General features: G+C 40.3%; 20 protein-coding genes. 11 read left to right on the top strand and 9 right to left on the bottom strand.

The features are described from left to right. Positions 1 to 61 precede the first annotated feature (61 nt). The 5 genes from B2W36_RS20100 to B2W36_RS20080 all read right to left on the bottom strand — a co-directional run bounded on the left by B2W36_RS20100 (position 62) and on the right by B2W36_RS20080 (position 4,471). On the bottom strand, positions 62 to 832 hold the full coding sequence (locus tag B2W36_RS20100; protein WP_293884110.1) for an exodeoxyribonuclease III: 771 nt from the start codon (positions 830 to 832) through the stop codon (positions 62 to 64). Between the two features lie 74 nt (positions 833 to 906). Next, positions 907 to 1,665: a peptidylprolyl isomerase gene (locus B2W36_RS20095; RefSeq protein ID WP_293889372.1), complete on the bottom strand. Its 759-nt coding sequence runs from the start codon at positions 1,663 to 1,665 to the stop codon at positions 907 to 909. Between the two features lie 56 nt (positions 1,666 to 1,721). After that, on the bottom strand, positions 1,722 to 2,069 hold the full coding sequence (locus tag B2W36_RS20090) for a hypothetical protein (protein WP_293889371.1): 348 nt from the start codon (positions 2,067 to 2,069) through the stop codon (positions 1,722 to 1,724). Next, complete coding sequence (locus B2W36_RS20085; RefSeq protein ID WP_293889370.1) at positions 2,066 to 2,512, bottom strand: low molecular weight protein-tyrosine-phosphatase; 447 nt, start codon at positions 2,510 to 2,512, stop codon at positions 2,066 to 2,068. Before B2W36_RS20085 ends, B2W36_RS20090 begins: the two co-directional genes overlap by 4 nt. 405 nt (positions 2,513 to 2,917) lie before the next feature. After that, positions 2,918 to 4,471 carry a Do family serine endopeptidase gene (locus B2W36_RS20080; RefSeq protein ID WP_293889369.1) on the bottom strand — a complete coding sequence of 518 codons (1,554 nt, stop codon included), beginning with the start codon at positions 4,469 to 4,471 and terminating at the stop codon, positions 2,918 to 2,920. A 230-nt stretch (positions 4,472 to 4,701) separates the two neighbouring features. Between B2W36_RS20080 and dapF the strand changes: the two genes are divergently transcribed. Further along, the gene (gene dapF, locus B2W36_RS20075; RefSeq protein ID WP_293889368.1) at positions 4,702 to 5,505 is read left to right on the top strand and encodes a diaminopimelate epimerase; all 804 of its coding nucleotides are present in this window, start codon (positions 4,702 to 4,704) and stop codon (positions 5,503 to 5,505) included. 120 nt (positions 5,506 to 5,625) lie between these two features. Then, a complete protein-coding gene (locus B2W36_RS20070; protein ID WP_293889367.1) occupies positions 5,626 to 8,511 on the top strand; it encodes a DEAD/DEAH box helicase in 2,886 nt (961 codons plus the stop codon). 15 nt (positions 8,512 to 8,526) lie between these two features. Here B2W36_RS20070 and B2W36_RS20065 read toward each other — a convergent pair whose 3' ends face one another. Next, positions 8,527 to 9,333 (bottom strand): AraC family transcriptional regulator, encoded by an 807-nt coding sequence (locus tag B2W36_RS20065; RefSeq protein ID WP_293884124.1) that lies wholly within the window; start codon positions 9,331 to 9,333, stop codon positions 8,527 to 8,529. Positions 9,334 to 9,595: 262 nt separating this feature from the next. Here B2W36_RS20065 and B2W36_RS20060 point away from each other — a divergent pair, with 262 nt between their 5' ends. From B2W36_RS20060 to B2W36_RS20050, 3 genes are read left to right on the top strand one after another with little or no spacing between them, the layout of a single operon-like run. Further along, positions 9,596 to 10,645 carry an HlyD family secretion protein gene (locus B2W36_RS20060; protein WP_293889366.1) on the top strand — a complete coding sequence of 350 codons (1,050 nt, stop codon included), beginning with the start codon at positions 9,596 to 9,598 and terminating at the stop codon, positions 10,643 to 10,645. A gap of 7 nt (positions 10,646 to 10,652) precedes the next feature. After that, positions 10,653 to 11,414, top strand: a complete 762-nt coding sequence (locus B2W36_RS20055) for a hypothetical protein (RefSeq protein ID WP_293889365.1) — start codon at positions 10,653 to 10,655, stop codon at positions 11,412 to 11,414. A 44-nt stretch (positions 11,415 to 11,458) separates the two neighbouring features. Beyond that, entirely contained in the window at positions 11,459 to 12,229 is a 771-nt protein-coding gene (locus tag B2W36_RS20050; protein ID WP_293889364.1) for a hypothetical protein, read from the top strand. A 204-nt stretch (positions 12,230 to 12,433) separates the two neighbouring features. Here B2W36_RS20050 and gltX read toward each other — a convergent pair whose 3' ends face one another. Further along, positions 12,434 to 13,954, bottom strand: coding sequence for a glutamate--tRNA ligase (gene gltX / locus B2W36_RS20045; RefSeq protein WP_293889363.1), 1,521 nt, complete (start codon positions 13,952 to 13,954; stop codon positions 12,434 to 12,436). Positions 13,955 to 14,074: 120 nt separating this feature from the next. On the opposite strand from gltX, the gene B2W36_RS20040 reads away from it, so the two are divergent. The 5 genes from B2W36_RS20040 to B2W36_RS20020 all read left to right on the top strand — a co-directional run bounded on the left by B2W36_RS20040 (position 14,075) and on the right by B2W36_RS20020 (position 18,801). Beyond that, positions 14,075 to 15,304 carry a sensor histidine kinase gene (locus B2W36_RS20040; RefSeq protein ID WP_209578562.1) on the top strand — a complete coding sequence of 410 codons (1,230 nt, stop codon included), beginning with the start codon at positions 14,075 to 14,077 and terminating at the stop codon, positions 15,302 to 15,304. After that, positions 15,285 to 15,833 (top strand): DinB family protein, encoded by a 549-nt coding sequence (locus B2W36_RS20035; protein WP_209578525.1) that lies wholly within the window; start codon positions 15,285 to 15,287, stop codon positions 15,831 to 15,833. The genes B2W36_RS20040 and B2W36_RS20035 overlap by 20 nt, the downstream gene beginning before the upstream one ends. After that, complete coding sequence (locus B2W36_RS20030; RefSeq protein WP_293889362.1) at positions 15,799 to 16,224, top strand: hotdog fold thioesterase; 426 nt, start codon at positions 15,799 to 15,801, stop codon at positions 16,222 to 16,224. Before B2W36_RS20035 ends, B2W36_RS20030 begins: the two co-directional genes overlap by 35 nt. A 296-nt stretch (positions 16,225 to 16,520) precedes the next feature. After that, on the top strand, positions 16,521 to 17,816 hold the full coding sequence (locus B2W36_RS20025; RefSeq protein ID WP_293884135.1) for a sugar MFS transporter: 1,296 nt from the start codon (positions 16,521 to 16,523) through the stop codon (positions 17,814 to 17,816). A 139-nt stretch (positions 17,817 to 17,955) separates the two neighbouring features. Then, entirely contained in the window at positions 17,956 to 18,801 is an 846-nt protein-coding gene (locus B2W36_RS20020) for a DUF2911 domain-containing protein (protein WP_209578523.1), read from the top strand. 68 nt (positions 18,802 to 18,869) lie between these two features. On the opposite strand, the gene cdaA is transcribed toward B2W36_RS20020, so the two are convergent. Further along, on the bottom strand, positions 18,870 to 19,664 hold the full coding sequence (gene cdaA / locus B2W36_RS20015; protein WP_209578522.1) for a diadenylate cyclase CdaA: 795 nt from the start codon (positions 19,662 to 19,664) through the stop codon (positions 18,870 to 18,872). 60 nt (positions 19,665 to 19,724) lie between these two features. On the opposite strand from cdaA, the gene B2W36_RS20010 reads away from it, so the two are divergent. Then, entirely contained in the window at positions 19,725 to 20,441 is a 717-nt protein-coding gene (locus tag B2W36_RS20010) for a pyridoxine 5'-phosphate synthase (RefSeq protein ID WP_209578521.1), read from the top strand. Between the two features lie 128 nt (positions 20,442 to 20,569). On the opposite strand, the gene lepB is transcribed toward B2W36_RS20010, so the two are convergent. Then, complete coding sequence (gene lepB / locus B2W36_RS20005) at positions 20,570 to 22,138, bottom strand: signal peptidase I (RefSeq protein ID WP_293884139.1); 1,569 nt, start codon at positions 22,136 to 22,138, stop codon at positions 20,570 to 20,572. Between the last annotated feature and the right edge of the window lies 1 nt (position 22,139).

Here is a 22,139-nt window from a genome sequence, read left to right as displayed (position 1 = left end):
GCAGTGCTGCTGCTGTTAATCATACAAAAGGCTTTNNAAAGCCTTTTGTATGATTAACATTTTATTGGAGCGCTAGCTCTAATACTACCGGGCAATGATCGGAATGCACAGCATCCGGCAATATACTGGAAGATTTGATATGGTCGGCCAAAGACTTAGAAACCATATTATAATCAATGCGCCAACCCAAATTCTTTGCACGCGCTCCAGCACGATAACTCCACCAGGTATAATGGTGCGGATCTGGATTTAGATGGCGAAAAGAGTCAATATAACCTGAATTAATAAAATTCTCCATCCATTCGCGCTCTTCCGGAAGAAATCCCGAAGAGTTCGCATTTGATTTTGGATTATGAATATCGATGGCACGATGGCAAATATTATAGTCACCGCAGACAACCAGATTCGGCTTTTCCACCAAAAGCTTATCGCTATACAACTGAAAATCCTTCAAAAAGCGGTATTTAAAATCCTGTCTTACGTCCCCGGTTGTACCCGAAGGAAAATAGGTACTCATCACCGACAGTTGATCAAAATCAGCACGGATAATACGACCTTCAAAATCATAATCCTCATGACCACAACCGTACTCAATATGCTTAGGTGTCAGCTTGGTAAACAAGGCAACTCCGCTGTACCCCTTCTTTTGCGCTGGATACCAGTAATGCTCATAGCCCATTTCCTCCAGTAGGGCAACTTCGGGAATCTGATCAGGCGTAGCCTTAATCTCCTGAAGACAGATGACATCTGCATTTACAGCTTTCAACCAGCCCAACCAATCTTTCTTTAAGGCCGCACGCAAGCCATTCACATTATAAGTTACTATTTTCATTGTTTATTATTGTGATGCTAGATTATAGAAACAAGAAACCTTCTCAATCCCTAATATATTATTTCAACATAACATTAGTAGTCCTTTGAAGAGAATAAATCACCAATCTTTGAAAAGATACCCGTTTGAGGTTTTAAACCTTTAAGTTCACGTTCCAAGTTTAATGCCTCTCGCCTCGTAAGTACATGCATGGTCATTTTTTGATCGGTTTCTGGCCTATCATGCTGATCTGCCTTTACCGCTGCAATCTGATCGATAACATCTACACCTTTGACCAACTCACCAAATACAGTATAATTCCAGTCTAAATGGGGCGCACCACCAATAGTGGTGTATACCTGACGTTGAGTATCAGAAAATCTCTTGCCATTCATTCGGGTCTGCTCCAACCGATTGAGATCTTCAGGACTAAATACCTTTCCCTGAACAAGATAAAACTGAGAGCCCGACGAAGCTTTTTCAGGATTATTATCCCGGGCAGCTCCGATAGCACCTTTTTTGTGAAATAAACCATCCTGAATCTCCGCAGGAATGGTGTATCCAGGCCCCCCATTACCCAACTGAGCTCCGCCAACCGCATTTTTTGAGTCAGGATCACCCCCTTGAATCATAAAATTCTGAATGACGCGGTGGAACAGCGTCCCATCATAATATTGGCTTTTTGCCAATTTGACAAAGTTATCTCGATGTTTTGGCGTTTCATTATACAGCCGCACAATACAGATGCCCTTGTCAGTAACGATCTGTACATATTTAAATTCAGGTTTAGCCGCAAATGCCAAAACCTGTAAAAAGCAGAATACTGCAATTAAACTAGCTTTTAAAAATTTCATCTGTTAATAGTTCTACGTTCCCATTTGAACATTTAATTTTTCTCTTGACGTGATCGCTAGATAACATTTAATTCCTCAAAATAATCGATGATCAGAGACTTCATAATCAGTTCTTGTTCCAAAAGTGTATAGTTAGGAATTGGTTTTATTAATTCCCAATGCGGCCATCCTTCCTCATCAAGACCTTTCAGCGTATAAAATCCCATCGCACTAAAAAGACGACAAGTGGCAATATGCATCAACTCTTCCTTTTCCCGCTTCGAGAATTTCTGGGCTCCCTTGCCCAATTCCTGAACACCAATGAGGAATAAACACACCTTGATGTCTGGCTTTTCCATATCAAATAGTGCAGCAATCTCCTCCTGCAGGATAATCCATTTCGTGTTAACTTCAGCTGCCTTCATTTTTTTAATTTAATAAAACTAGCCATCACCTCTGCACAACGTTGGTCAATCATTTGAAAAACCGGATCAAACAAATTATCATCAAAATAGGGATCAGGAACAATATCTTCTCCTAAAAATAATTTAACCTTGTTCAGATCGGCTTTGTCTATAACCTGAGCACAAACATCTGCATAATTTTGTCTATCCATGACAAATATCAGATCATATTCAGCAAAAAACTGTGGTTTAAAATGCCGGGCCCGCTGACCCGATATATCGATACCATATTTCTTGGCAACTGCGATCGCCCTATGATCGGGTGCTTCACCAATGTGCCAATCACCTGTACCAGCCGATTCAACGACCCAGTTCAATTGTTTATCCAATGCCTTTTGCTTCAATATACCGTGTGCAAGGGGTGAACGACAGATATTACCCAAACAAACCATTAAAATCTTCATTTTTATAACGTTTAAAAAGCTATACAATAAATACCACTACTGCTATGGAATTCGACTAATTCCGTAAAAACTCAATTAAATCAACTAGCCACCCCATCGATTCATTAATAGCACCATATATAGTAGATTGCAAGTCCAAAAAGTCTGAGCTTATCAAGTGCCAAGTTGCTTCTGTACTTTTATTCCGCAAAATAGCTAAACTAAAATTATTAACGAAACAACCCGCTTAAAAGTGACCAACTTCTTACCAAGCCATGTTTTTTTAATACGGTGTTGCTTCTTCCACCTTTGTAAAAGAAATCAAACCTTACCGTAGGCAGTTTTGCCAAGCCAAAAAAAAGGTGGCCTAACCTAAAGGCTAGAGCCACCTAAACTATATTAATCAACCAATTCTTAATTCAATGCTTAATATTCTACTGGGAAGCTCAATTGAACAGCACCACCTTGAGGTGACACACCTTTCAAACGTACAATATTACGTTGTGTTGCTCCTAAAGCGGCTTCAACATCATCAACTGAATTAACGGCCTTTCCGTTGACCTCAGTAATAACTAATCCGCGCTCTACACCGAAGTAATCGAAGATACCTCCACGGTTCACTTGAGTGACAACAACTCCGGAGTTAACACCCAATTCCTTTTTCTTCTGCGCAGACGCAGGAATAAAGCTTGCTCCTAATTTGTTATAAATTTCGGTTGCGCTTTTCGAAGCTTTTCCGCCAGCATTCGCAGACTTTAACGAATCTTCACCTTTCAATGCCATAGTAACCTGTTTTTCCTTACCATCTCGTTTGTAAGTAACATTTACCTTATCTCCAGGACGCGCACGACCTATAGTTTCACTTAAAACAGGCGAACCTGTAATTACTTTTCCATTAATTTTGGACAATATATCACCTTTCTTGATACCTGCGGCCTCAGCAGCACCACCAGCTACGACATCCTGAACATAAAGACCATCAACATCTGCAAAACCCTTCTCTTTCGCCAATTCAGGTGTTATTTCAGTATAAGTTACCCCGATGTAACCACGTTTTACATTACCGTATTCAACAAAGTCATCAACAATTTTCTTTACCAAATTGACAGGAATCGCAAAACCATAACCCGCATAGGTACCTGTTGGAGAAGCAATAGCGGAATTAATACCGATCAATTCACCCGAAGCATTTGTTAAAGCGCCGCCACTATTACCCCTATTAATTACCGCATCTGTCTGAATAAAAGATTCAATTGCTGAGCTGACAGGAATTTGGTCTTGTCCACCTCCAAATGGGTTACCACGTTGTTGTTGACCTTCACTTAAAATGCCAATCTGACGACCTTTCGCACTAATGATACCTGCAGTCACTGTAGACTGAAGTCCAAGAGGATAGCCAAAAGCCAATACCCATTCGCCAACATTGACATTATCTGAATTACCTAATTTAACAACAGGAAGCCCCTTGCCCGATACTTTCAATAAAGCTAGGTCAGTATTTGGATCACGTCCGATCAATTTGGCTTCAAATGTTCGCTTATCTGTCAATACGACTTCAATCTTGTCTGCATCTTCCACCACATGGTTGTTCGTTACAATATAACCATCGTCTGAGATAATTACACCCGATCCCGATGCTTGTACCGGTTGTGACTGCATTTGACGTCGCCCGCCTCCCTGTGGCATGCCAAAAAACTCTTCAAACATGTCAAACGGAGAACCCTGAGATTGTTGCGAACCCTTACGACTATATGTGGTTTTAATATGTACAACACCCGGTGACACCGCAGCAGCAGCCTGGGTAAAATCAGGGTTACCTGTAGAGGACATTACTCCTGTTGGATTATTTGCAAAATAAACCTTTTGTTTGTCTTCGAAAGACATACCATCAAACTTCTTATTCTCAATAAGCTTGTAACCTCCTAATGCTACCGCTCCACCGAAAACAGCTGTTAATAGCGTTAAACCGACCTTATTCATAAACTTATTTCTATTTTAAAATGTCTTAATATAAGCTGATAATTTTTGCTCTTAAAATTACCGATTTTATTCGGATATGTCCAAATGTAATACCATTTCGAAACCTTCGGAAAATCAGACACGTTAAAAAATGTTAATTACTAGACAAATGCGACCATTTTAACAAATCTTAACTTTATTACGTTTTTTTGTAACAAAAAAACGTACTTTTGTTACTAAAAATCAACAGAATGGCGACAACAATAAGATTCTCTAAATACCAAGGAGCAGGCAATGATTTCATTTTAGTAGACAATCGCCAAAATGCATTTGACAGAGCAGACGAAGCATTGGTAGCGAAGCTATGTGACCGCCGGTTTGGTATTGGTGCTGACGGGCTAATGCTCTTACAGCAGAACGAGAATTACGATTTTGAGATGGTTTACTTTAATGCAGACGGTAGAGAAGGAAGCATGTGTGGTAATGGAGGCCGTTGTATTGTGGCCTTTGCTCGCGACCTTGGCATTATTACTGACAAAACTGTCTTTTTGGCAGTAGACGGTATACACCATGCATCTTTATCTGCAGATCTTGTCAATCTCCAAATGATCGACGTGCAAGATTTTGCCCGTGATGGAGACGCCTACCTGTTACAAACAGGTTCTCCACACTATGTTGAATTTGTAGAAAATCTCGCGCATAAAAATGTCTATCAAGACGGCTACGCCATTCGTAATAATGCGACATATGGAAAAGATGGCATCAATGTAAATTTCATCGAAGCAGAAAGAGACGGTTATTTCCTGCGTACTTTTGAACGCGGTGTCGAAGATGAAACCTATGCCTGTGGCACTGGTGCTACTGCGGCAGCCATGGCCGTCGCCATACAGCAAAATCTCACAGGCGATATTCATATTCCTATCCGTGTATTAGGAGGGCAGCTTTATATCTCCTTCCATAAAAATGGTCAGCATTTTACAAAGGTATTCTTAAAAGGGCCTGCACAGTTTGTCTTCGAGGGTAACTATCAGGTTTCTACAGGCAATCAACACTAATCGCTTCCAGAATATTCAATTCAAGCACGTCAATTTTTAAAATTTCATCGGGCAAATTGCGAGTAATGGTATATTTTATTGTATATTAGATACCTTTATTTACAAGGTCCGCTATTTTTAATGCAACAGTCAAACTCATTCCCAGTATATAAAATCGTTTATTCCATATGTGAGCACCCTTATCTCGGCTATCTCATTGAGCCACACATGGTCCAACTAAATCCCAATGGGACTTACTCACTCCGATATCAACGCATATTTAGTAACACTGTCGGTGCCTACGCCGCCGAATTAGATGAAGTAGATTACAAACTCATTCGACTGCTTGATGAAATCGAACAAACACACCTCATCAAAAAATACTACAAAAAAGCGATCAGACCTGTAGATTTCTTTTCCAAAGTTTTTGATAAAAAGCTTTATGAACTCCTTCGTCCTAAAATAGATGAAAAAATGATTCAATTTTTTGAAACTGTTGGAGACAAACCATTCTTTATGATGAGCAAAGATGGGTATCCTGCAGATCAAGAAATTAAACTGGCCACATCTGCCGCCTCGATACTTTTTCATTTCCGTCGAAACGAAGAAGAAACACGCTATTTCCCGACCATCAAATACGAAAATCAGCGTTTGGAGTTCATGTTCAAAAATGCTATCGTGCTGACCAATGTACAAGCATGGCTACTTTTAAATAATACCCTTTATTATTTCGATCAAACCCTTGAAGGGAAAAAGCTTAGCCCCTTCTTGAATAAACGCTATATTTCTGTCGGTAGGAGCACTGAAAAAAAATATTTTGAAACCTTTGTCTGTGGCTTGATAGAACGCTATCATGTTTATGCCGAAGGATTCGACATCCAAACCCATCAGCATCAAGCAATTCCAATTCTCCGTTTGATTTATATCGAAGATGGAGCTTCACAACTTCAATTGCAATTTAAGTACGGTAAACATATCTTTACAGCTGGTGCCGAAAATAAAGTTACTGTCCGCATGGTCTATCAGGAGGAAGACGATCGTTATATTTTCCACCGTGTCAAACGATCTTTGCAATGGGAAGAACAACAGCATGAAAACTTAAAAAAGCTGGGGCTACAGGATTTTGACCTTCAACTCGGTTTATTGACACCAGCGATAGCCGCTGGAAAACGACTTTCCATATTTGACTGGATAAATAATCACCAAGATCAGCTGGAGAAACTTGGCTTTCAAATTGTACAAAATAATGAAGAAAAGCGCTTCTTCATAGGACAGACCTCGCTGGATATCTCCATTGAAGAAGACAATGATTGGTTTGATATCAGTGCTATCGCAAAATTTGGACCTTACGAAATCCCATTTATTCAGCTGCGCAATCATATCCTCAATAACATTAAGGAATTTACTTTACCGAATGGAGAAATTGCCATGATTCCCGAAGAATGGTTTGCACAGTACAATCATTTATTTCAATTTTCTGCAGATCGCCATGAACTTAAATTAAATAAGGTACACATAGGCCTACTCTTTGAAATTAGCGAACATACGCAACTGATATTTACCCGAAAACTTCAAAATCTGGCCAACTTCGAAGAAATTGCAGATATTCCCGAACCAAAACATTTCAAAGGAAATCTTCGCCCATACCAAAAGGCAGGATACAATTGGTTTAATTTTCTAAAGCAGTATAAGTTTGGAGGCTGTCTTGCGGATGATATGGGCTTAGGTAAAACCATACAAACATTAGCCTTATTGCAGCAACAAAAAGAACTGCTTCAGAATGAACAGGATGTACGTACTTCGCTTTTGGTCTTACCGACTTCATTGGTATATAACTGGCAAAAAGAAGCACATCAATTCGCGCCACAGCTTAATATTCACCTTCATACCGGGAATAACCGTATTAAAGATGCCTCACTATTCTCCAAATATGATTTGATAATCACCACCTACGGGATAGCACGTATAGACGAGGATACTTTGAGTAGCTTCTATTTTAACTATATTATCTTGGATGAAAGCCAGAACATTAAAAACCCTACATCCAAATCTTTCAAAGCCATAAAAAGCCTAAAAAGTAAAAATAAACTGGCCTTAAGTGGAACCCCGGTCGAAAATTCAGTTTCGGATCTTTGGGCACAGATGCACTTCACCAATCCCGGACTGTTGGGTAGTTACACCTATTTTCAAAAGGAGTTTGTGCAGCCAATAGAAAAGAAAAAAGACGAAGAAAAAGCACAACGCCTCCAGGCGATTGTTAAACCGTTTATATTAAGACGTACAAAAGATCAGGTGGCAAGAGAATTACCGCCAAAGACAGAACAGGTACTCTACTGTGAGATGACAGAAAAACAGTCCGAACTTTACGAGAAGGTTAAATCTGAATATCGCAATGCAATCCTCGACGGACAATTGGAAAACAAACCAAAATCTAGCCAAATTGCACTTTTACAAGGATTGACAAAGCTGCGGCAATTAGCCAATCACCCCAGAATGGTGGATGAGAAATTTTCGGGCGATTCCGGTAAGTTCGAAGCGGTCATTGAAACACTTGAAATGGTCATGCAGAGAGGTAACAAAGTGCTGATTTTCTCGCAGTTTGTAAAACAACTCAATATCTTCCGCCAATATTTTGATCATAAAGGAATAAACTACGCCTACCTGGATGGTGGCACAAAAAATCGGGATGAAGCGGTCAGTCAGTTTCGTAAAAACAACGATACCAAGCTATTCCTCATTTCGATAAAGGCAGGTGGTGTGGGACTCAATCTTATTGAAGCAGACTATGTTTTTATCCTAGACCCTTGGTGGAATCCGGCCGTAGAACAACAGGCCGTAGACCGTTCGCACCGCATCGGTCAGACGCGCAACGTCTTTATCTATAAATTTATCAGCAAAGATACCGTTGAAGAAAAAATCTTAGCCTTACAGAATAAGAAGAAATCGATCGCACAAAGCCTGATCACAACCGAAGAAAGCTTTATCAAGTCACTTTCTCAGGAAGATCTGCAGGAACTTTTAGCCTAAATACAATCACTACTGCTATTTGTATCCATTGATCTTCGCCATATAAATCGATGGACGAATACCCGTCACGCGTGTAAAAATGTTGCTGAAAGAAGAGAGCTCGTTGTAACCCACGCGCATGGCGATTTCGAGAATGGAGTAGTTATTTTCAGACATGAGCTCCAGCGCTTTCGCAATTCGTATCGCTCTTAAAAACCGAATATAACTGATGCCCATATCTTCTTTAAAAAGCCTGGATAAGGAGCGGCTACTCATTCCAAAACGCGCAGCAATCTGTTCAATGGTAAAGGCCTGATCGATGTTGCTGTTGAGATACCGAGCCACACTTTTGAGCTTTTCACTTTTAGGATAGGGATGCTGCATCGGAAAAGCATCTACTGGTGAACTCGTATCTGGAATAATAGCCATCATCGCACGCAAGAGACAATATTTAGAATATTCAGTCATCTTGCTCACCCCGCCAGCCCAATCTCGAGCAAATAAAAACATTTCACGCATCAAATCATTGCTTAGAAATATATTTGGCACCGAAAGCACAGATGGCATACCCGGCCTTTCTTTAAAGTAAAAACTATAGAGTGGAATACGAGAGCTTGTACTTTCCAGATGATAAGTTGTATCTGCCGGAATCCACATATAAAATCTTGCAGGCAAATACCAGTGCTTTGTTGCTGTAAATACATGAATAATCCCGCCTTCAGCGTACAACAGGCGCGCCTTTTTATGTTGATACTCGCGAGAATCAATACGATCTACGTAGAGGTGGTCGACATAAAAATCATAGTGCTCAGCATCAATCGCTGCAAGTTTGCCCTCTTCCATAACTCAAAATTACGTTATTTCGACAATATGGCGCAAATAAACAAATATCCGTCCGACTATACAAAACAAATCATTTCCGTCCTACAGTATCTTTGTACGGGCCATATTCCCAAACAGAAACGTCGATCGGGACTCAAGCCCCCCTTTTAAGTAAAATGCATTGACAGATATTGATGTATCAGGTAATTCATAACCAGAATCGGAATGTGGATCTGAATGCTAAAGCTGAAGAATTTGGAAAATGCGCAAGTAGAATGGAATAATGAATAGAAAAGATAAAAAAGACAAAACAAAAGGATTTAATAGAGTGCTTGTCCTATTTGCCAGTATATTATTATTGGCCGGTATTGGCTTCCTGGCCAAGCATCTGATTTTTACTCATCAATATGTAACGACCAATGATGCACAGATAGATCAATATGTGACCCCTGTTGCTAGTCGGATCCCCGGTTTTATCAAAGAAGTCCGATTTGAAGAAAATCAATATGTGCATCAGGGTGACACCCTATTAATCATAGATGCAAGTGAATATCAGACCAGGGTAGATATCGCAAATGCCGAACTCCAAAGTAGCCAGAGAAATGCCGAGGTAATCAGCAAAACAGCCAATGCGACTGCCAATAGTATTTCGGTTCAAAAGGCAAGATTAGAAGCAGCAAAAGTAAGTGTATGGCAAACGCAACAGGATTATAGTCGATTCAAGAAATTATATGAGGCTGATGCGGCAACCAGACAGCAATACGACAATGCCCAAGCAGCTTACGATTTAGCATTAGCACAACTACATGCTATGACAGAAGAGTATCATTCCGCGCGACTGAATACCAGCAAAGAAAAAGCAAACGAGTTACCTGCAAAAGCGAATATTAACATCAAAAAGGCCGCAAAAACAAATGCGCAGCTTTTCCTTTCTTATGCCGTAGTAACTGCGCCCTATGACGGTTTTGTGGGCAAGCGGACTATACAACCCGGACAATTTGTGAAGGAAGGCCAGACGCTGGCAAATGTAGTTAGCGAAGAGAAATGGATCGATGCAAATTTCAGGGAAACACAGCTCGAAGATCTTATAGAAGGCACTATCGTGACGATACAGGTGGATGCATTTCCCAACCTTCTTTTTAAAGGAAAGATCCATTCTTTTTCTCCAGCATCAGGTTCCAAATTTGCCGTAATACCCCAAGATAACGCAACCGGAAACTTCGTAAAAATAGAGCAGCGCATCCCCGTTAAAATTGTCTTTGATCCACAGCAGGATCTTAAAAAACTACGTGCCGGAATGAACGTTGTCATTCATGCCGCCCATCAATCCTAATTTGACCATGCTTAACAACAAATCTTTATACTATAGCTGGGTTCCCGAATGGATCAAACTTCCGCTTATGATATTAGCGATGTTTCCCCATCTCATGTTAATGTCGCTCTTCCATTCAAACACGGCATTTACTGCGTCGACGCTTGACATCGAAACCGAAGATATTCAATATTTCCTTTCCTTGATGTATGGTGCCATTGTGGTTGCTTTACTCATATTTCAGCGGCTTTTTTCTTATTTCAGGGTGAGAACATATATCCTGTTGACCTGCAGTGCTTCCATCCTCATCTTAATAGGCATCTCATTGACAAAAGATCCAATCCTTATTGGCGTTCTGCGTGTAGCCGAAGGTATTTTCTGTGTACTTGAAGGAGCTTGCTTCCTTCCAATGGTTATGAACCAGATTAAACATGCTAAGAGCCGCACCATTGCCTATTTCTTCCTGTATACATTTATGCTTACTGGCTCAACCTTAACAACATCTTTGCTCAAAGAAAGTATTATGGATTATGGATGGCAAGATATGATCCACGTTGTACTCTATTGGCATTTGATTGTGATTGCGATAGCCCTGCTCTTACTCAACAATAACCGCTTAAGTAAAAAATTCCCCCTCTATCAACTGGATCTCACAAGTTGTCTGTTTCTGCTGCTCTCATTGAGTTGCGGCGCTTATGTCCTAATTTATGGCCGTAAACACTATTGGTTTGAACACACCAAATTACCATCAACTTTGCCCTTTTCCTGGTGTTCGGAGCACTCTTTATAATTAAACAAAGTTTGGTCAAAAGACCTCTTTTTCACTTTGAGGTCTTGAGATACAAAAATGTGATTTTGGGAGTTATCCTATTTTTTCTCTTTTATATTATTCGCAGCAGCCTCAACAATGTCTATACCGTCATGGCTACCGTCTGGAAATGGCCCTGGCACTACATTATTGATGTACAATACATCAATGTCATAGGTACTATCCTGGGTGTTGGCAGTTCTGGCGTCTTACTTCTACGCGACGTATCGCCTAAATATAGCTTTGGCTTTGGCTTTCTGATATTGGCAATTTCCTGTTTTCTCTTTGTCCCTACCTTTTATCCTGATACCACAATCTGGGCCATTAGTCTACCTTTGTTCATTCAGGGCATCGGACAAGGCTGGTTATTCACCCCGTTGGTGATTTACATTTTAACAGGTGTCGAATCGCAACATGTAGGCAATGCCGGCCTCATGGGTACAACTGTTCGATTTTGGAGTACCAATATTGGATTTGCATTTATCCAAAACATCAGCTATATACTAAATAAAAAGCATTATAATCAACTCGAACAGACACTGAATACAAGCAATCCGTTGACAATGAATTACTGGAACACATTAATCGAGAAATATAGCGGATTATATGGCGATCAAGTGGCAAACCGTATTGTTAGTAAAAGTCTTTCCGGAAGTTTGAGTCAGCAAGCATCGCTAATCAGCAATATGGAAATATTTACTTACCTCGGAATGCTGGGATTAGTTGTCACCGGAATAATATTCTTATTTGGCCCAGTCAAGACCCTTTATATCCGGCTGAGGTTACCTTACTTATAAATCTAACTAGGGAAACGCCTAGTATAACCAAACTAGGGGACGCCTACCTAACAAGGTCTAACAACTCCATCAAAGCCAAAGAAAATAAACTTTTCCAGTAAAATGAGCATAGTAAACTCATGGAAACCCTAGTCAACAATACTAAAAGAGGCTATTTGCAAATCAATGCAAATAGCCTCTTTTAGTATTTTATACGCTATTACTTTAAGCATCAAATTCCTGAAGTGCTTTTTTCACACGATTTACGACTTCATCTCTGCCCAGCAGTTCAACTATCTGAAACACATCTGGTCCAAATTTCCCACCGACTAACATAATACGGAATGGCATCATCAGTTCGCCCATTTTCATTCCGGATGCCTGAATTGCATCCTTGAAGAAAGGTTCCAACTCAGAGGCCTTCCAGGTATTAAATCCTGCGAAAGACTGGTTAATGCCTTCAAAAAATGCAGTTTTTTCCGCAGACCATTTAGGCTTTACTGCATTTAAATCATACTCTGCAGGTTGCAGGAAGAAAAACGACGCTTGGCTCCAAAAATCTTCCACAAAGGTCAGGCGCTCTTTTACCGCATCCAATACCTTACTCACATAAGTATCATCAGCCGCTACTTGATGATGTTCCAAAACTGTTTTGATCTGCGGTAACAACGACTCTGTTGAAGATCGTTTGATCCATTCGTGGTTAAACCATTTTGCTTTTTCAAAATCAAATTTCGCCCCAGCTTTACTGATACGGTCAACGCCGAATTTCTGGATCAATTCATCTAAAGAAAAAAGTTCCTGTTCAGTTCCATCATTCCAGCCTAACACCCCAAGCATATTGACGAAAGCCTCCGGCAAGAAACCCATCTCACGAAAACCTTTTGTTGTATCGCCAGAGTTCGCATCGGTCCAGTTCATCGCGTAAACAGGGAATCCCAAACGATCGCCATCGCGTTTACTTAATTTACCATTTCCATCGGGCTTGAGGATTAGAGGAAGATGTGCCCAGCTCGGCATGCTATCGCCCCACCCAAGGTATTCCCACAACAAGATATGAATAGGTGCCGAAGGCAACCACTCTTCGCCACGGAATACATGCGAAATATCCATGGTTTTATCATCGACAACAACGGCCAGGTGATAAGTGGGCATACCATCAGCTTTAAGCAATACCTTATCATCAACAAGATTTGTATCAAAAGCAACCTTACCTCGGATCATATCCGTGAATGTTACCGTGTCATCTGTAGGAATTTTTATACGAATGGTATGCGGAGTTCCCGCATCCAACAGTTGTTGAGTTTCAGTCTCAGATAGGCTCAACGAATTGCGCAATTGAAGTCTGTTTTCGTGGCTATACCGGAAGTTAGGCTGTAATTTACGCTGTTCATCTAGCTCTTCAGCAGTATCAAAGGCATAATAAGCATACCCATTTGCGATCAACTGCTCAGCATATTTCCGGTAAGATGGTTTTCGCTCACTTTGACGGTAAGGCCCATATTTTCCCCCTTTTAACGGACTTTCATCAGGGGTCAGACCACACCATGCTAAACATTCGTTAATATATTCTTCAGCACCTGGGACAAAACGAGTTTGATCCGTATCCTCGACACGTAAAATAAAATCTCCCTGATGCTGACGCGCATAGAGAAAATTAAACAAAGCTGTACGTACCCCACCAAGGTGAAGACCACCTGTAGGGCTTGGTGCAAAACGCACTCTTACTTTTCTTTCTGAACTCATGAAGCAAAATTACCACAAAATTTTTGATTTGGGCGCTACGACCACTTCTTCAATGAAATAAAAGTGCAGAAAACAGACATTTATTCACTAATTTGCGATGAAGGACACGAATACGGAATCATGAAACCCTATCAGATTAGCCAGCAACGCTGGAAATTTATCTTGCTCATCTTTGCAGCAGTCATTGCTGTTGCCTCCTTGGTGTACACCAATTACCTCGTTCGAAATCTTGCTCACGCCGAACGTTCAAAGGCCGAGGTATGGGCCATGAGTACTAAAAATATCATGACCATGCCCGACGTAGACGATGAGTTCATTACATTTATTTACGCTGTGAGAGACAGCTTAAATTTACCAGCGATTATTACTGACGATAAAGAAGATATCATTTTTTGGCGGAACCTCGATTCTACGAAGACCAATATTAAGCCCGGACAAAACGACAGTGTTACAAAGCATCTAAATTACGACCCGGCTTATTTTCAGAAACAGCTGGCATTTATGAAAAAAAGCCATCCCCCCATTACTCTGGAATTAGAGAACGGGCAAAAATGGCATGTATACTACAAGGATTCTTGGTTTTTGCAACAGCTAAGGGTGTTTCCGTACGTACAACTATCGCTCATTGCGCTCTTCCTGATCATTGCGTATACCGTTTTCAACTCTATCCGAAAATCTGAACAAAATCTTGTTTGGGTAGGCCTCACCAAAGAAGCTGCCCATCAATTGGGCACCCCCATTTCGTCGTTGATGGGTTGGCTAGAACTGATTCGTATAAAATTTGATGCCGAAGAAGATGATACCCTAAATGAAATGGAAAACGACATAAAGCGGCTTGAAATCGTCGCTGACCGCTTTTCAAAAATAGGGTCTACTCCCGTACTGACCAATCACAACCTCTACGAGGTCATTAAAAATTACATGGATTATTTCCGTATACGGACTAGCAATAAAATTACTTTCGAATTAAAAGGAGACAAACATCTTGAAGCAAAGCTCAATATTCCGCTCTTCGACTGGATTATAGAAAATTTATTGAAAAATGGAGTAAATGCCATTGGTACAGAAGGAAAGATAACTGTTAATATTTCAGAAAATATTGCGAAAGAAGAAATTTTTATAGACATTAGCGATACGGGCAAAGGAATTCCGAGATCTAATTTTGAATCAGTTTTCCAGCCGGGCTTCACAACAAGAAAGAGAGGCTGGGGGCTTGGGCTTAGTCTGACAAAAAGAATGGTACGGTATCACCAAGGACAAATTTTTGTAAAAGAATCTGAATTAGGTAAAGGAACAACATTTCGAATAATCTTAAAAAGCAATTTAAAATATGAAGCCACTCAAATCTGACGAATATCCAGCAGTCTATGCGCCATATATTGAGACTGTCGTCGATAACGTGTTTGATGCACTCGAAGAACAAACGCTCTCCTTTCCAGCATTTCTGGACACGATTCCTGAGGAAAGAGGCAATTTTAAATACGCCGAGGATAAATGGACCATCAAAGAAGTCGTTGGCCACGTCATCGATAATGAACGAATCATGGCCTATCGTGCGTTGCGCTTCTCCCGTAATGACCTGAAGGAGCTAGCCGGTTATGACCAAGACTACCTCATTCAGTATTCACGCTATAATGATCGTACGTTAGAAAGCTTGAGCAAAGAATTCACCTTTCTTCGCAAAGCCAATATGATGCTTTTCAACAGTTTCAATGACGCTGAATTGGAGCGTAAAGGAATGGCATCTGAGCGACTCACAAGTGTAAAGGCACTGTTATATGTTATTGCGGGACACCTCAATCATCACCGCATTATTATCCAAGAACGCTATTTAAACTCAGACGATGTCAAAAATTTGGTTTCAGCATTACAGCATTGAGGAAATAAATGTATTTTTTAACAAATACCTGTCAGGTCTCCTGGAAATTCAGGCGACAGAAATAGATGACAACACCATTACAGCGACTATGCCTGTAACAGATAAAGTCAAGCAACCCCACGGAATATTACATGGTGGAGCCTCGGTAGTGCTGGCAGAGTCTCTAGGCAGCATTGCCTCTAACCTGGTGGTTGATCCAGATAAATATCGCGGCGTTGGACTTGAAGTGAACGCAAACCATATACGTCCCGTAAGCAGCGGAATAATTACAGCGAAATGCAGTCCAATACATATTGGCCGTTCCACACATATCTGGGAAATAAAGATGTATGACCGGTTCAATAAATTAAATTGTATTTCCAGACTTACAGTAGCGATCGTTCCAAAATAATACAATTTATAGGGCTTTTGGCAACTCGAATTCCAAAACCATCAAATTTTAATCTGACAGATTAAAATTTAAAGGAGGATAAATTACAATTTATCCTCCTTTTTTTCTACGAATTAATTCCCAAAACCGCGCAAAAATATGCCTCTATTTATTTCCTATATTCAATAAATTTAAGTAGTCTTGTACGTTGGATAGTTTAAAAATCAACAAAATAGCATGCAATCGATTGCTTAACGCTACTTTTTCGACAGATTTCTACTGCGTGAACGATAACTTAACTAAATATAATTAAAAAAATGACCACTAATCCTAATTCGGGTAAAACAGCAATAGTCCCTATGCTCATTTGCTGTGCATTATTTTTTATTCTTGGATATATCACTTGGGCCAATGGCGCATTGATCCCTTTTGTACGCTTAGCATTTAATTTAGAGACCGACACACAAGCATTTTTAATTCTGTTCGCGTCGTATATTGCCTATTTTTTTCTCGCATTACCCAGTTCATGGATTTTAGGGAAAACAGGCTTCAAAAATGGATTAGTGGCCAGTCTGGTGTTAATTATTTTAGGCGCCCTTATCATTATTCCTGCCGCATCAAACCTGAGCTACCAACTCTTCTTGGTTGCTATATTTGTGCAAGCTTCAGGCATGGCGCTTTTACAGACAGCAATTAACCCTTATTTAAGTATAATCGGCCCCATAGAAAGTGCCGCCCAAAGGATCTCCATCGTAGGGATTTTCAATAAAACAGCTGGCATGATTGTTCCAGTAGTCTTGGGGAGCATCCTATTAAAAGATTACGACAGCATTTCCAGTAGAATCAAAGAACTCAAAGCAGGTGCAGAACACGATGCACTGTTAGCGGAATTATCTGAAAGGCTTCATGGACCCTACATTGGAGTTGCTATCGGGGTTGCGATTTTAGCGATTGTCGTATTTGTTGTAAAAATGCCCGAAGTTGATGTCAATAAGGAAGAAGAAGCAACAGATGACGCTGCTGTCACAAGTACTAAAAAGACAAGTATCTTTCAGTTTCCACATTTATTTTTAGGATTTCTCGCTATTTTCTTCTGCGTTGCAGTAGAAGTAATGGCAGGCGACATCATCGGAACTTATGGAAGATTATTATCTCTGCCGCCATTTTTTGTTAAGTATGGCACTACATTTACACTAGTATGTATGCTAGTTGGCTATTTCATTGGTATTATCTCTATTCCGAGGTTTGTATCGCAGCAAACCGCTTTACGTATCTGTACAATTGTTGGGATAACATTCACGGCAATTTCAGCATTTTCTACAGGACTGACGTCTTATATTTTTGTGGCCCTATTGGGTGTCGCGAATGCATTGATGTGGCCAGCAATTTTCCCGCTGGGTATAAAAGGACTAGGACGCTTTACGAAAACAGGATCAGGCATTATGATTATGGGTATTGCCGGAGGAGCAATCTGGCCTTTGATATATGGTTATTTAAAGGACACTTTACATGTTGACTTCCAACATGCATTTCTCTTTGCGATGGTTCCGGCCTACCTGTATATCTTATTTTTTGCCACTAAAGGGCATAAAATTGGAAAAGAAAACGCCTAATAGAACACCTTAGTGCAACTAGCGAAAGGGCATCTAAAAATAGATGCCCTTTTCTGTGAAATTCTTCCTATTTTTAGAAGATAGATAGAGGTGTGAAACTGTCCAAAACGCGTATACAACAAAACAAACAATGATACAGATGAAAAAAAATCTTTTTGCAATTGCCATTGCCGCAACCATGATGTTTACGGCTGGAGAATCTTTTGCTCAAATTAAGCTTCCTGCAGCCAGCAGCTCACAAACGATTACACAAGGATTAGGTATTGAAAATGTAACACTAAACTATAGCAGACCAAGTATGAATGGACGTAAGATCTTTGGTGATCTCGTTCCTTATAATCAGGTGTGGCGTACAGGAGCAAATACCAATACCACATTAACTTTTGAAGGAGATGTTACATTAAATGGCAATAAGCTTTCAGCAGGAACCTATTCGCTTTTTACTATCCCAAACAAATCGGAGTGGACCATCATCATCAGTAAAAACACAAAACAATGGGGCGCATACACGTATAAACAAACCGAAGACGCTTTACGCTTCAATGTTAAACCACAGACATTAGCCAATCCGGTGGAAACTTTTACCATCGCTTTTGACAATGTTACGCCAACGGATGCGGTTTTAAGTTTGGCTTGGGAAAAAACTGCTGTAAAAATTGCCCTTAAAGTAAACCAGCAGGATAAAATATTAGCTTCAATCGACGAGGCTATGAAAGGGGAGAAAAAACCATATTTTGCAGCCGCTCAATATTACTTTACTAATAATTTGGATCTGAATAAAGCTTTAAACTGGTTCGATGAAGCTGCTAAAGCCCAACCCAAAGCTGCACATGTTCTTTATTGGAAAGCAAAAGCTCAATTGAAAGCAGGAGATAAAAAAGGAGCGGTGGAAACTGCAACGAAAGGTCTTGAAGTGGCCACAGCTGACAAGAATGCTGAGTACATCAAGTTGAATACACAAGTGATCAATGCTGCGAAAAAATAGCGGTCTATATATAACAATGCCCCAAAAAGCAACTAACTTTTTGGGGCATTGCATTCAATGATCACTTTTTACAACTCATCTTTCAGTAGCTGCTCAAGTTCTTCCGGCGAAACGTTCATATTGACATTTCCATCTTTCGCAAAAGAGATCTCGCCAGTCTCTTCTGAAACAATAACAGCAATAGCGTCGGAGACTTCCGTTACTCCAATTGCCGCGCGATGCCTTAATCCAAATTGCAAGGGCAGATCCTCACTATCCGACAAAGGCAATACACATGATGCTGTCATAATCTTAAAATCGACAATAACGACCGCACCATCATGCAAGGGACTATTTTTATGAAAAATACTTTCAATTAAACGCTTGGAAATATGAGCATCGATATATTCACCACTACTCTGGTAATACTCCTCATCAAAATATTTTGAAAAAACCAACAATGCCCCGGTGCGCGTACGCGACATACTTCTGCAGGCTTCAATTACAGGTCTTAAATCATCCGTCAAATCCTTTTGTATAGCCTTCTTATTCCCGATAAACGACCAAAAAACCTTTTTTCGCTTCATCGATATATTCTTCCCAACATGCAGCAAAAACCGCCTGATTTCCTGCTGGAATACGACAATCAACGCAATCGAACCCACCGATATAAAACCGCCGAATATTTCTGTCAGCAAACGCATATGCATCTGCTTGACGACAATATAAACGCCATAAAACAATGCGACACCAATTAGGATATTAACAGCAATGGTCCCCCTAATCAAACTATAAATATAGTAGATAATAATCGCTACCAATATAATATCAATAACGTCCAAGAGGCGAAAGCCGCTAAATAGGCTATAGTCGATTCCATCCATACATGCAAGTTAAAAAAAAATAGATATTATTCGTATTTTTACAACACAACATACAGCAAAATGACCAGACTTTCAGTAAATATCAATAAAATCGCAACGCTCAGAAATTCTAGAGGTGGGAATAATCCTAATCTAGTCTCAGCAGCATTAGCCTGTGAACGTTTTGGGGCTCAGGGTATCACTGTTCACCCCAGACCAGATGAAAGACATATCCGCTATCAGGATGTATTTGACTTAAAAGCAGCAATTCAGACTGAGCTGAATATTGAAGGAAATTGCCAGGAGCAGAAATTTATAGACCTTGTATTGGCCAATAAACCAGCACAGGTCACATTAGTGCCAGATACCGAAGGTCAATTGACCTCCAATCATGGCTGGGATACCATTAAGAACAAAGCTTACCTACAAGATATGTGCAAATTGTTCAAAGATGCCGGGATACGTGTTTCTATTTTTGTTGATCCTGTCGAAGAAATGGTAGAAGCTGCCGCAGAAACAGGAACAGATCGTATTGAACTTTATACAGAAGGATTTGCAACGGAGTATGGTTTCGATAAAGAAACTGCTATAAAGCCCTATTTCAAAGCAGCCTTAAAGGCGCGTGAAGTTGGATTAGGACTCAATGCAGGCCATGACCTGGACCTCAACAATCTGCAATATTTCAATCAGCATATTCCGGAATTGCTGGAAGTAAGCATAGGCCACGCACTTATCTCTGATGCGCTGTATTTAGGATTAGAGGAAACGATCAAACGTTACCTCGCCTGTTTGAAGTAGTACAACTTTCGGCGAAGACCGAAACCTATAATCAGTAAACTCAAGTTATTTCAATAAAAAGGGCTTTCGTTAAGAAAGCCCTTTTTATTGCATTCAGACCATAAGGCTAGCATGTTGATTTGCTCCGATTAATGAATGCCCTTAAAGATTCGATTCCAGCGAATTTTCGAAAGTCCCGTACCAATATCATCCCAGCTCATCCAGGTAAATAAAGCCTTTCCAACAATATGATCCTCGGGAACAAATCCCCATCCCCTTGAATCTAGCGAATTATGCCGATTGTCACCCATCATCCAAAAGTAATCCATTTTAAATGTATAGTGATCTGCTTTAACATCATTGATATAGATTCCATCCGACCGCTTTTCAAGCTTATTATTCTCATACACGCGGATAGCTCTTTCATAGATGGGTAAAGTCTGCTCATTTAAAGCAACTGACCAACCTTTTTTCGGAATTAAAATCGGTCCAAAATTATCAAAATTCCATTTATATTGCGCATCATATGGATAAGCACCTTCTCCAACGGGGCTCCTTCTGATTTCTTTGACATTCGACCAGGACTTTACAATGGCCAGCTCATCTTGAGTCATGAACAACTGATAGACCCCAGGCTGCTGATCGCCACCTACTGCTTCAATTCTCAACTCCTTTAACCTTTCCATATTTAAGGGTGTACCATCCGTTAATACCAGATAGTCCAATTGACTTTCAGGAGGATCAAATCCCGGTTGATCATTTACAAAAAGCTTGGCATCTTTCATGGAAATCTTATCCCCTGGCAATCCCACACAACGTTTAATATAGTTCTCACGCTTATCAATCGGCCTTGCCTGAATCGTAAACTGCGAATTCACGGTCTGCCAGCCATACGCTCGAACAAGATCATAATAACTTGCATTTTGGTTTTCGAGGGCGACAGTATCACCAGCGGGAAAATTAAAGACGACCACATCATTGCGCTCAATCTTTTGAAATCCAGGTAGACGTTTATAAGGGAGTTCGATCAATTCAGAATATGCTTTCCCTCCTGTAATGGGCATGGTATGATGGGCAAAAGGAAAAGCAATCGGCGTATTAGGAATACGTGGCCCATAATTCAACTTGCTGACGAATAAGAAATCGCCAACCAACAAGGTACGTTCCATAGATCCTGTCGGAATCATATAAGCTTCGATCAGAAAACCACGAATAAGGGAAGCTGCGACAGTGGCAAATACGATAGCATCAGCCCATTCGCGTACCATAGACTTTTTGTATGGATATTTAATTTTATACTCTTTATAGGATTCAAGGGCTATTTCAGCACGCTTCTCTTCAGTCATTACAATGCCTTCCTGACTAGCAGCTTTCAGATTCTTAGCGTACAGGCCGTTCAAAAAACGCACATTATTATCCTTTGCCCACATGGGCAGCACGATAAAAGGGACTAAAACCGCAGCCGCATTCTCCCAAAAACGACGCTTCCCAAAACAATGGATAAAATCAAGATAAAGATTATAGAAAATAAAGACATTGACAATTGGAACGAGCAATAATATTACCCACCATAGCGGTCTCCCCATCAATTTTGCCTGAATATACTGGCTGTAAAAAGGAACGATCGCTTCCCAGCCATTTCTGCCAGCTTTAACAAACAATTGCCACAACCCATATCCCGATATTGCTGTTAAAACCGCAAATATAATTAAGCCCATA

Source organism: Sphingobacterium sp. UBA3549 (assembly GCF_002376635.1).
Taxonomy (GTDB): Bacteria; Bacteroidota; Bacteroidia; order Sphingobacteriales; family Sphingobacteriaceae; genus Sphingobacterium.
Note: the sequence above shows the minus strand (reverse complement) of the source record. Positions and strands in the feature narration are given on the sequence as shown.

Excerpts from the sequence above, each read along its gene's own strand:
- B2W36_RS20085 (WP_293889370.1), bottom strand. The coding sequence starts at position 2,512 with ATGAAGATTTTAATGGTTTGTTTGGGTAATATCTGTCGTTCACCCCTT.
- gltX (WP_293889363.1), bottom strand. The coding sequence starts at position 13,954 with ATGAGTTCAGAAAGAAAAGTAAGAGTGCGTTTTGCACCAAGCCCTACA.
- B2W36_RS20010 (WP_209578521.1), top strand. The coding sequence starts at position 19,725 with ATGACCAGACTTTCAGTAAATATCAATAAAATCGCAACGCTCAGAAAT.
- B2W36_RS20025 (WP_293884135.1), top strand. The coding sequence starts at position 16,521 with ATGACCACTAATCCTAATTCGGGTAAAACAGCAATAGTCCCTATGCTC.
- B2W36_RS20095 (WP_293889372.1), bottom strand. The coding sequence starts at position 1,665 with ATGAAATTTTTAAAAGCTAGTTTAATTGCAGTATTCTGCTTTTTACAG.
- B2W36_RS20065 (WP_293884124.1), bottom strand. The coding sequence starts at position 9,333 with ATGGAAGAGGGCAAACTTGCAGCGATTGATGCTGAGCACTATGATTTT.
- B2W36_RS20100 (WP_293884110.1), bottom strand. The coding sequence starts at position 832 with ATGAAAATAGTAACTTATAATGTGAATGGCTTGCGTGCGGCCTTAAAG.
- B2W36_RS20020 (WP_209578523.1), top strand. The coding sequence starts at position 17,956 with ATGAAAAAAAATCTTTTTGCAATTGCCATTGCCGCAACCATGATGTTT.
- cdaA (WP_209578522.1), bottom strand. The coding sequence starts at position 19,664 with ATGGATGGAATCGACTATAGCCTATTTAGCGGCTTTCGCCTCTTGGAC.
- B2W36_RS20055 (WP_293889365.1), top strand. The coding sequence starts at position 10,653 with ATGCTTAACAACAAATCTTTATACTATAGCTGGGTTCCCGAATGGATC.
- B2W36_RS20030 (WP_293889362.1), top strand. The coding sequence starts at position 15,799 with ATGTCAAAAATTTGGTTTCAGCATTACAGCATTGAGGAAATAAATGTA.
- B2W36_RS20090 (WP_293889371.1), bottom strand. The coding sequence starts at position 2,069 with ATGAAGGCAGCTGAAGTTAACACGAAATGGATTATCCTGCAGGAGGAG.
- B2W36_RS20060 (WP_293889366.1), top strand. The coding sequence starts at position 9,596 with ATGAATAGAAAAGATAAAAAAGACAAAACAAAAGGATTTAATAGAGTG.
- lepB (WP_293884139.1), bottom strand. The coding sequence starts at position 22,138 with ATGGGCTTAATTATATTTGCGGTTTTAACAGCAATATCGGGATATGGG.
- B2W36_RS20040 (WP_209578562.1), top strand. The coding sequence starts at position 14,075 with ATGAAACCCTATCAGATTAGCCAGCAACGCTGGAAATTTATCTTGCTC.
- B2W36_RS20080 (WP_293889369.1), bottom strand. The coding sequence starts at position 4,471 with ATGAATAAGGTCGGTTTAACGCTATTAACAGCTGTTTTCGGTGGAGCG.
- B2W36_RS20035 (WP_209578525.1), top strand. The coding sequence starts at position 15,285 with ATGAAGCCACTCAAATCTGACGAATATCCAGCAGTCTATGCGCCATAT.
- B2W36_RS20070 (WP_293889367.1), top strand. The coding sequence starts at position 5,626 with ATGCAACAGTCAAACTCATTCCCAGTATATAAAATCGTTTATTCCATA.
- dapF (WP_293889368.1), top strand. The coding sequence starts at position 4,702 with ATGGCGACAACAATAAGATTCTCTAAATACCAAGGAGCAGGCAATGAT.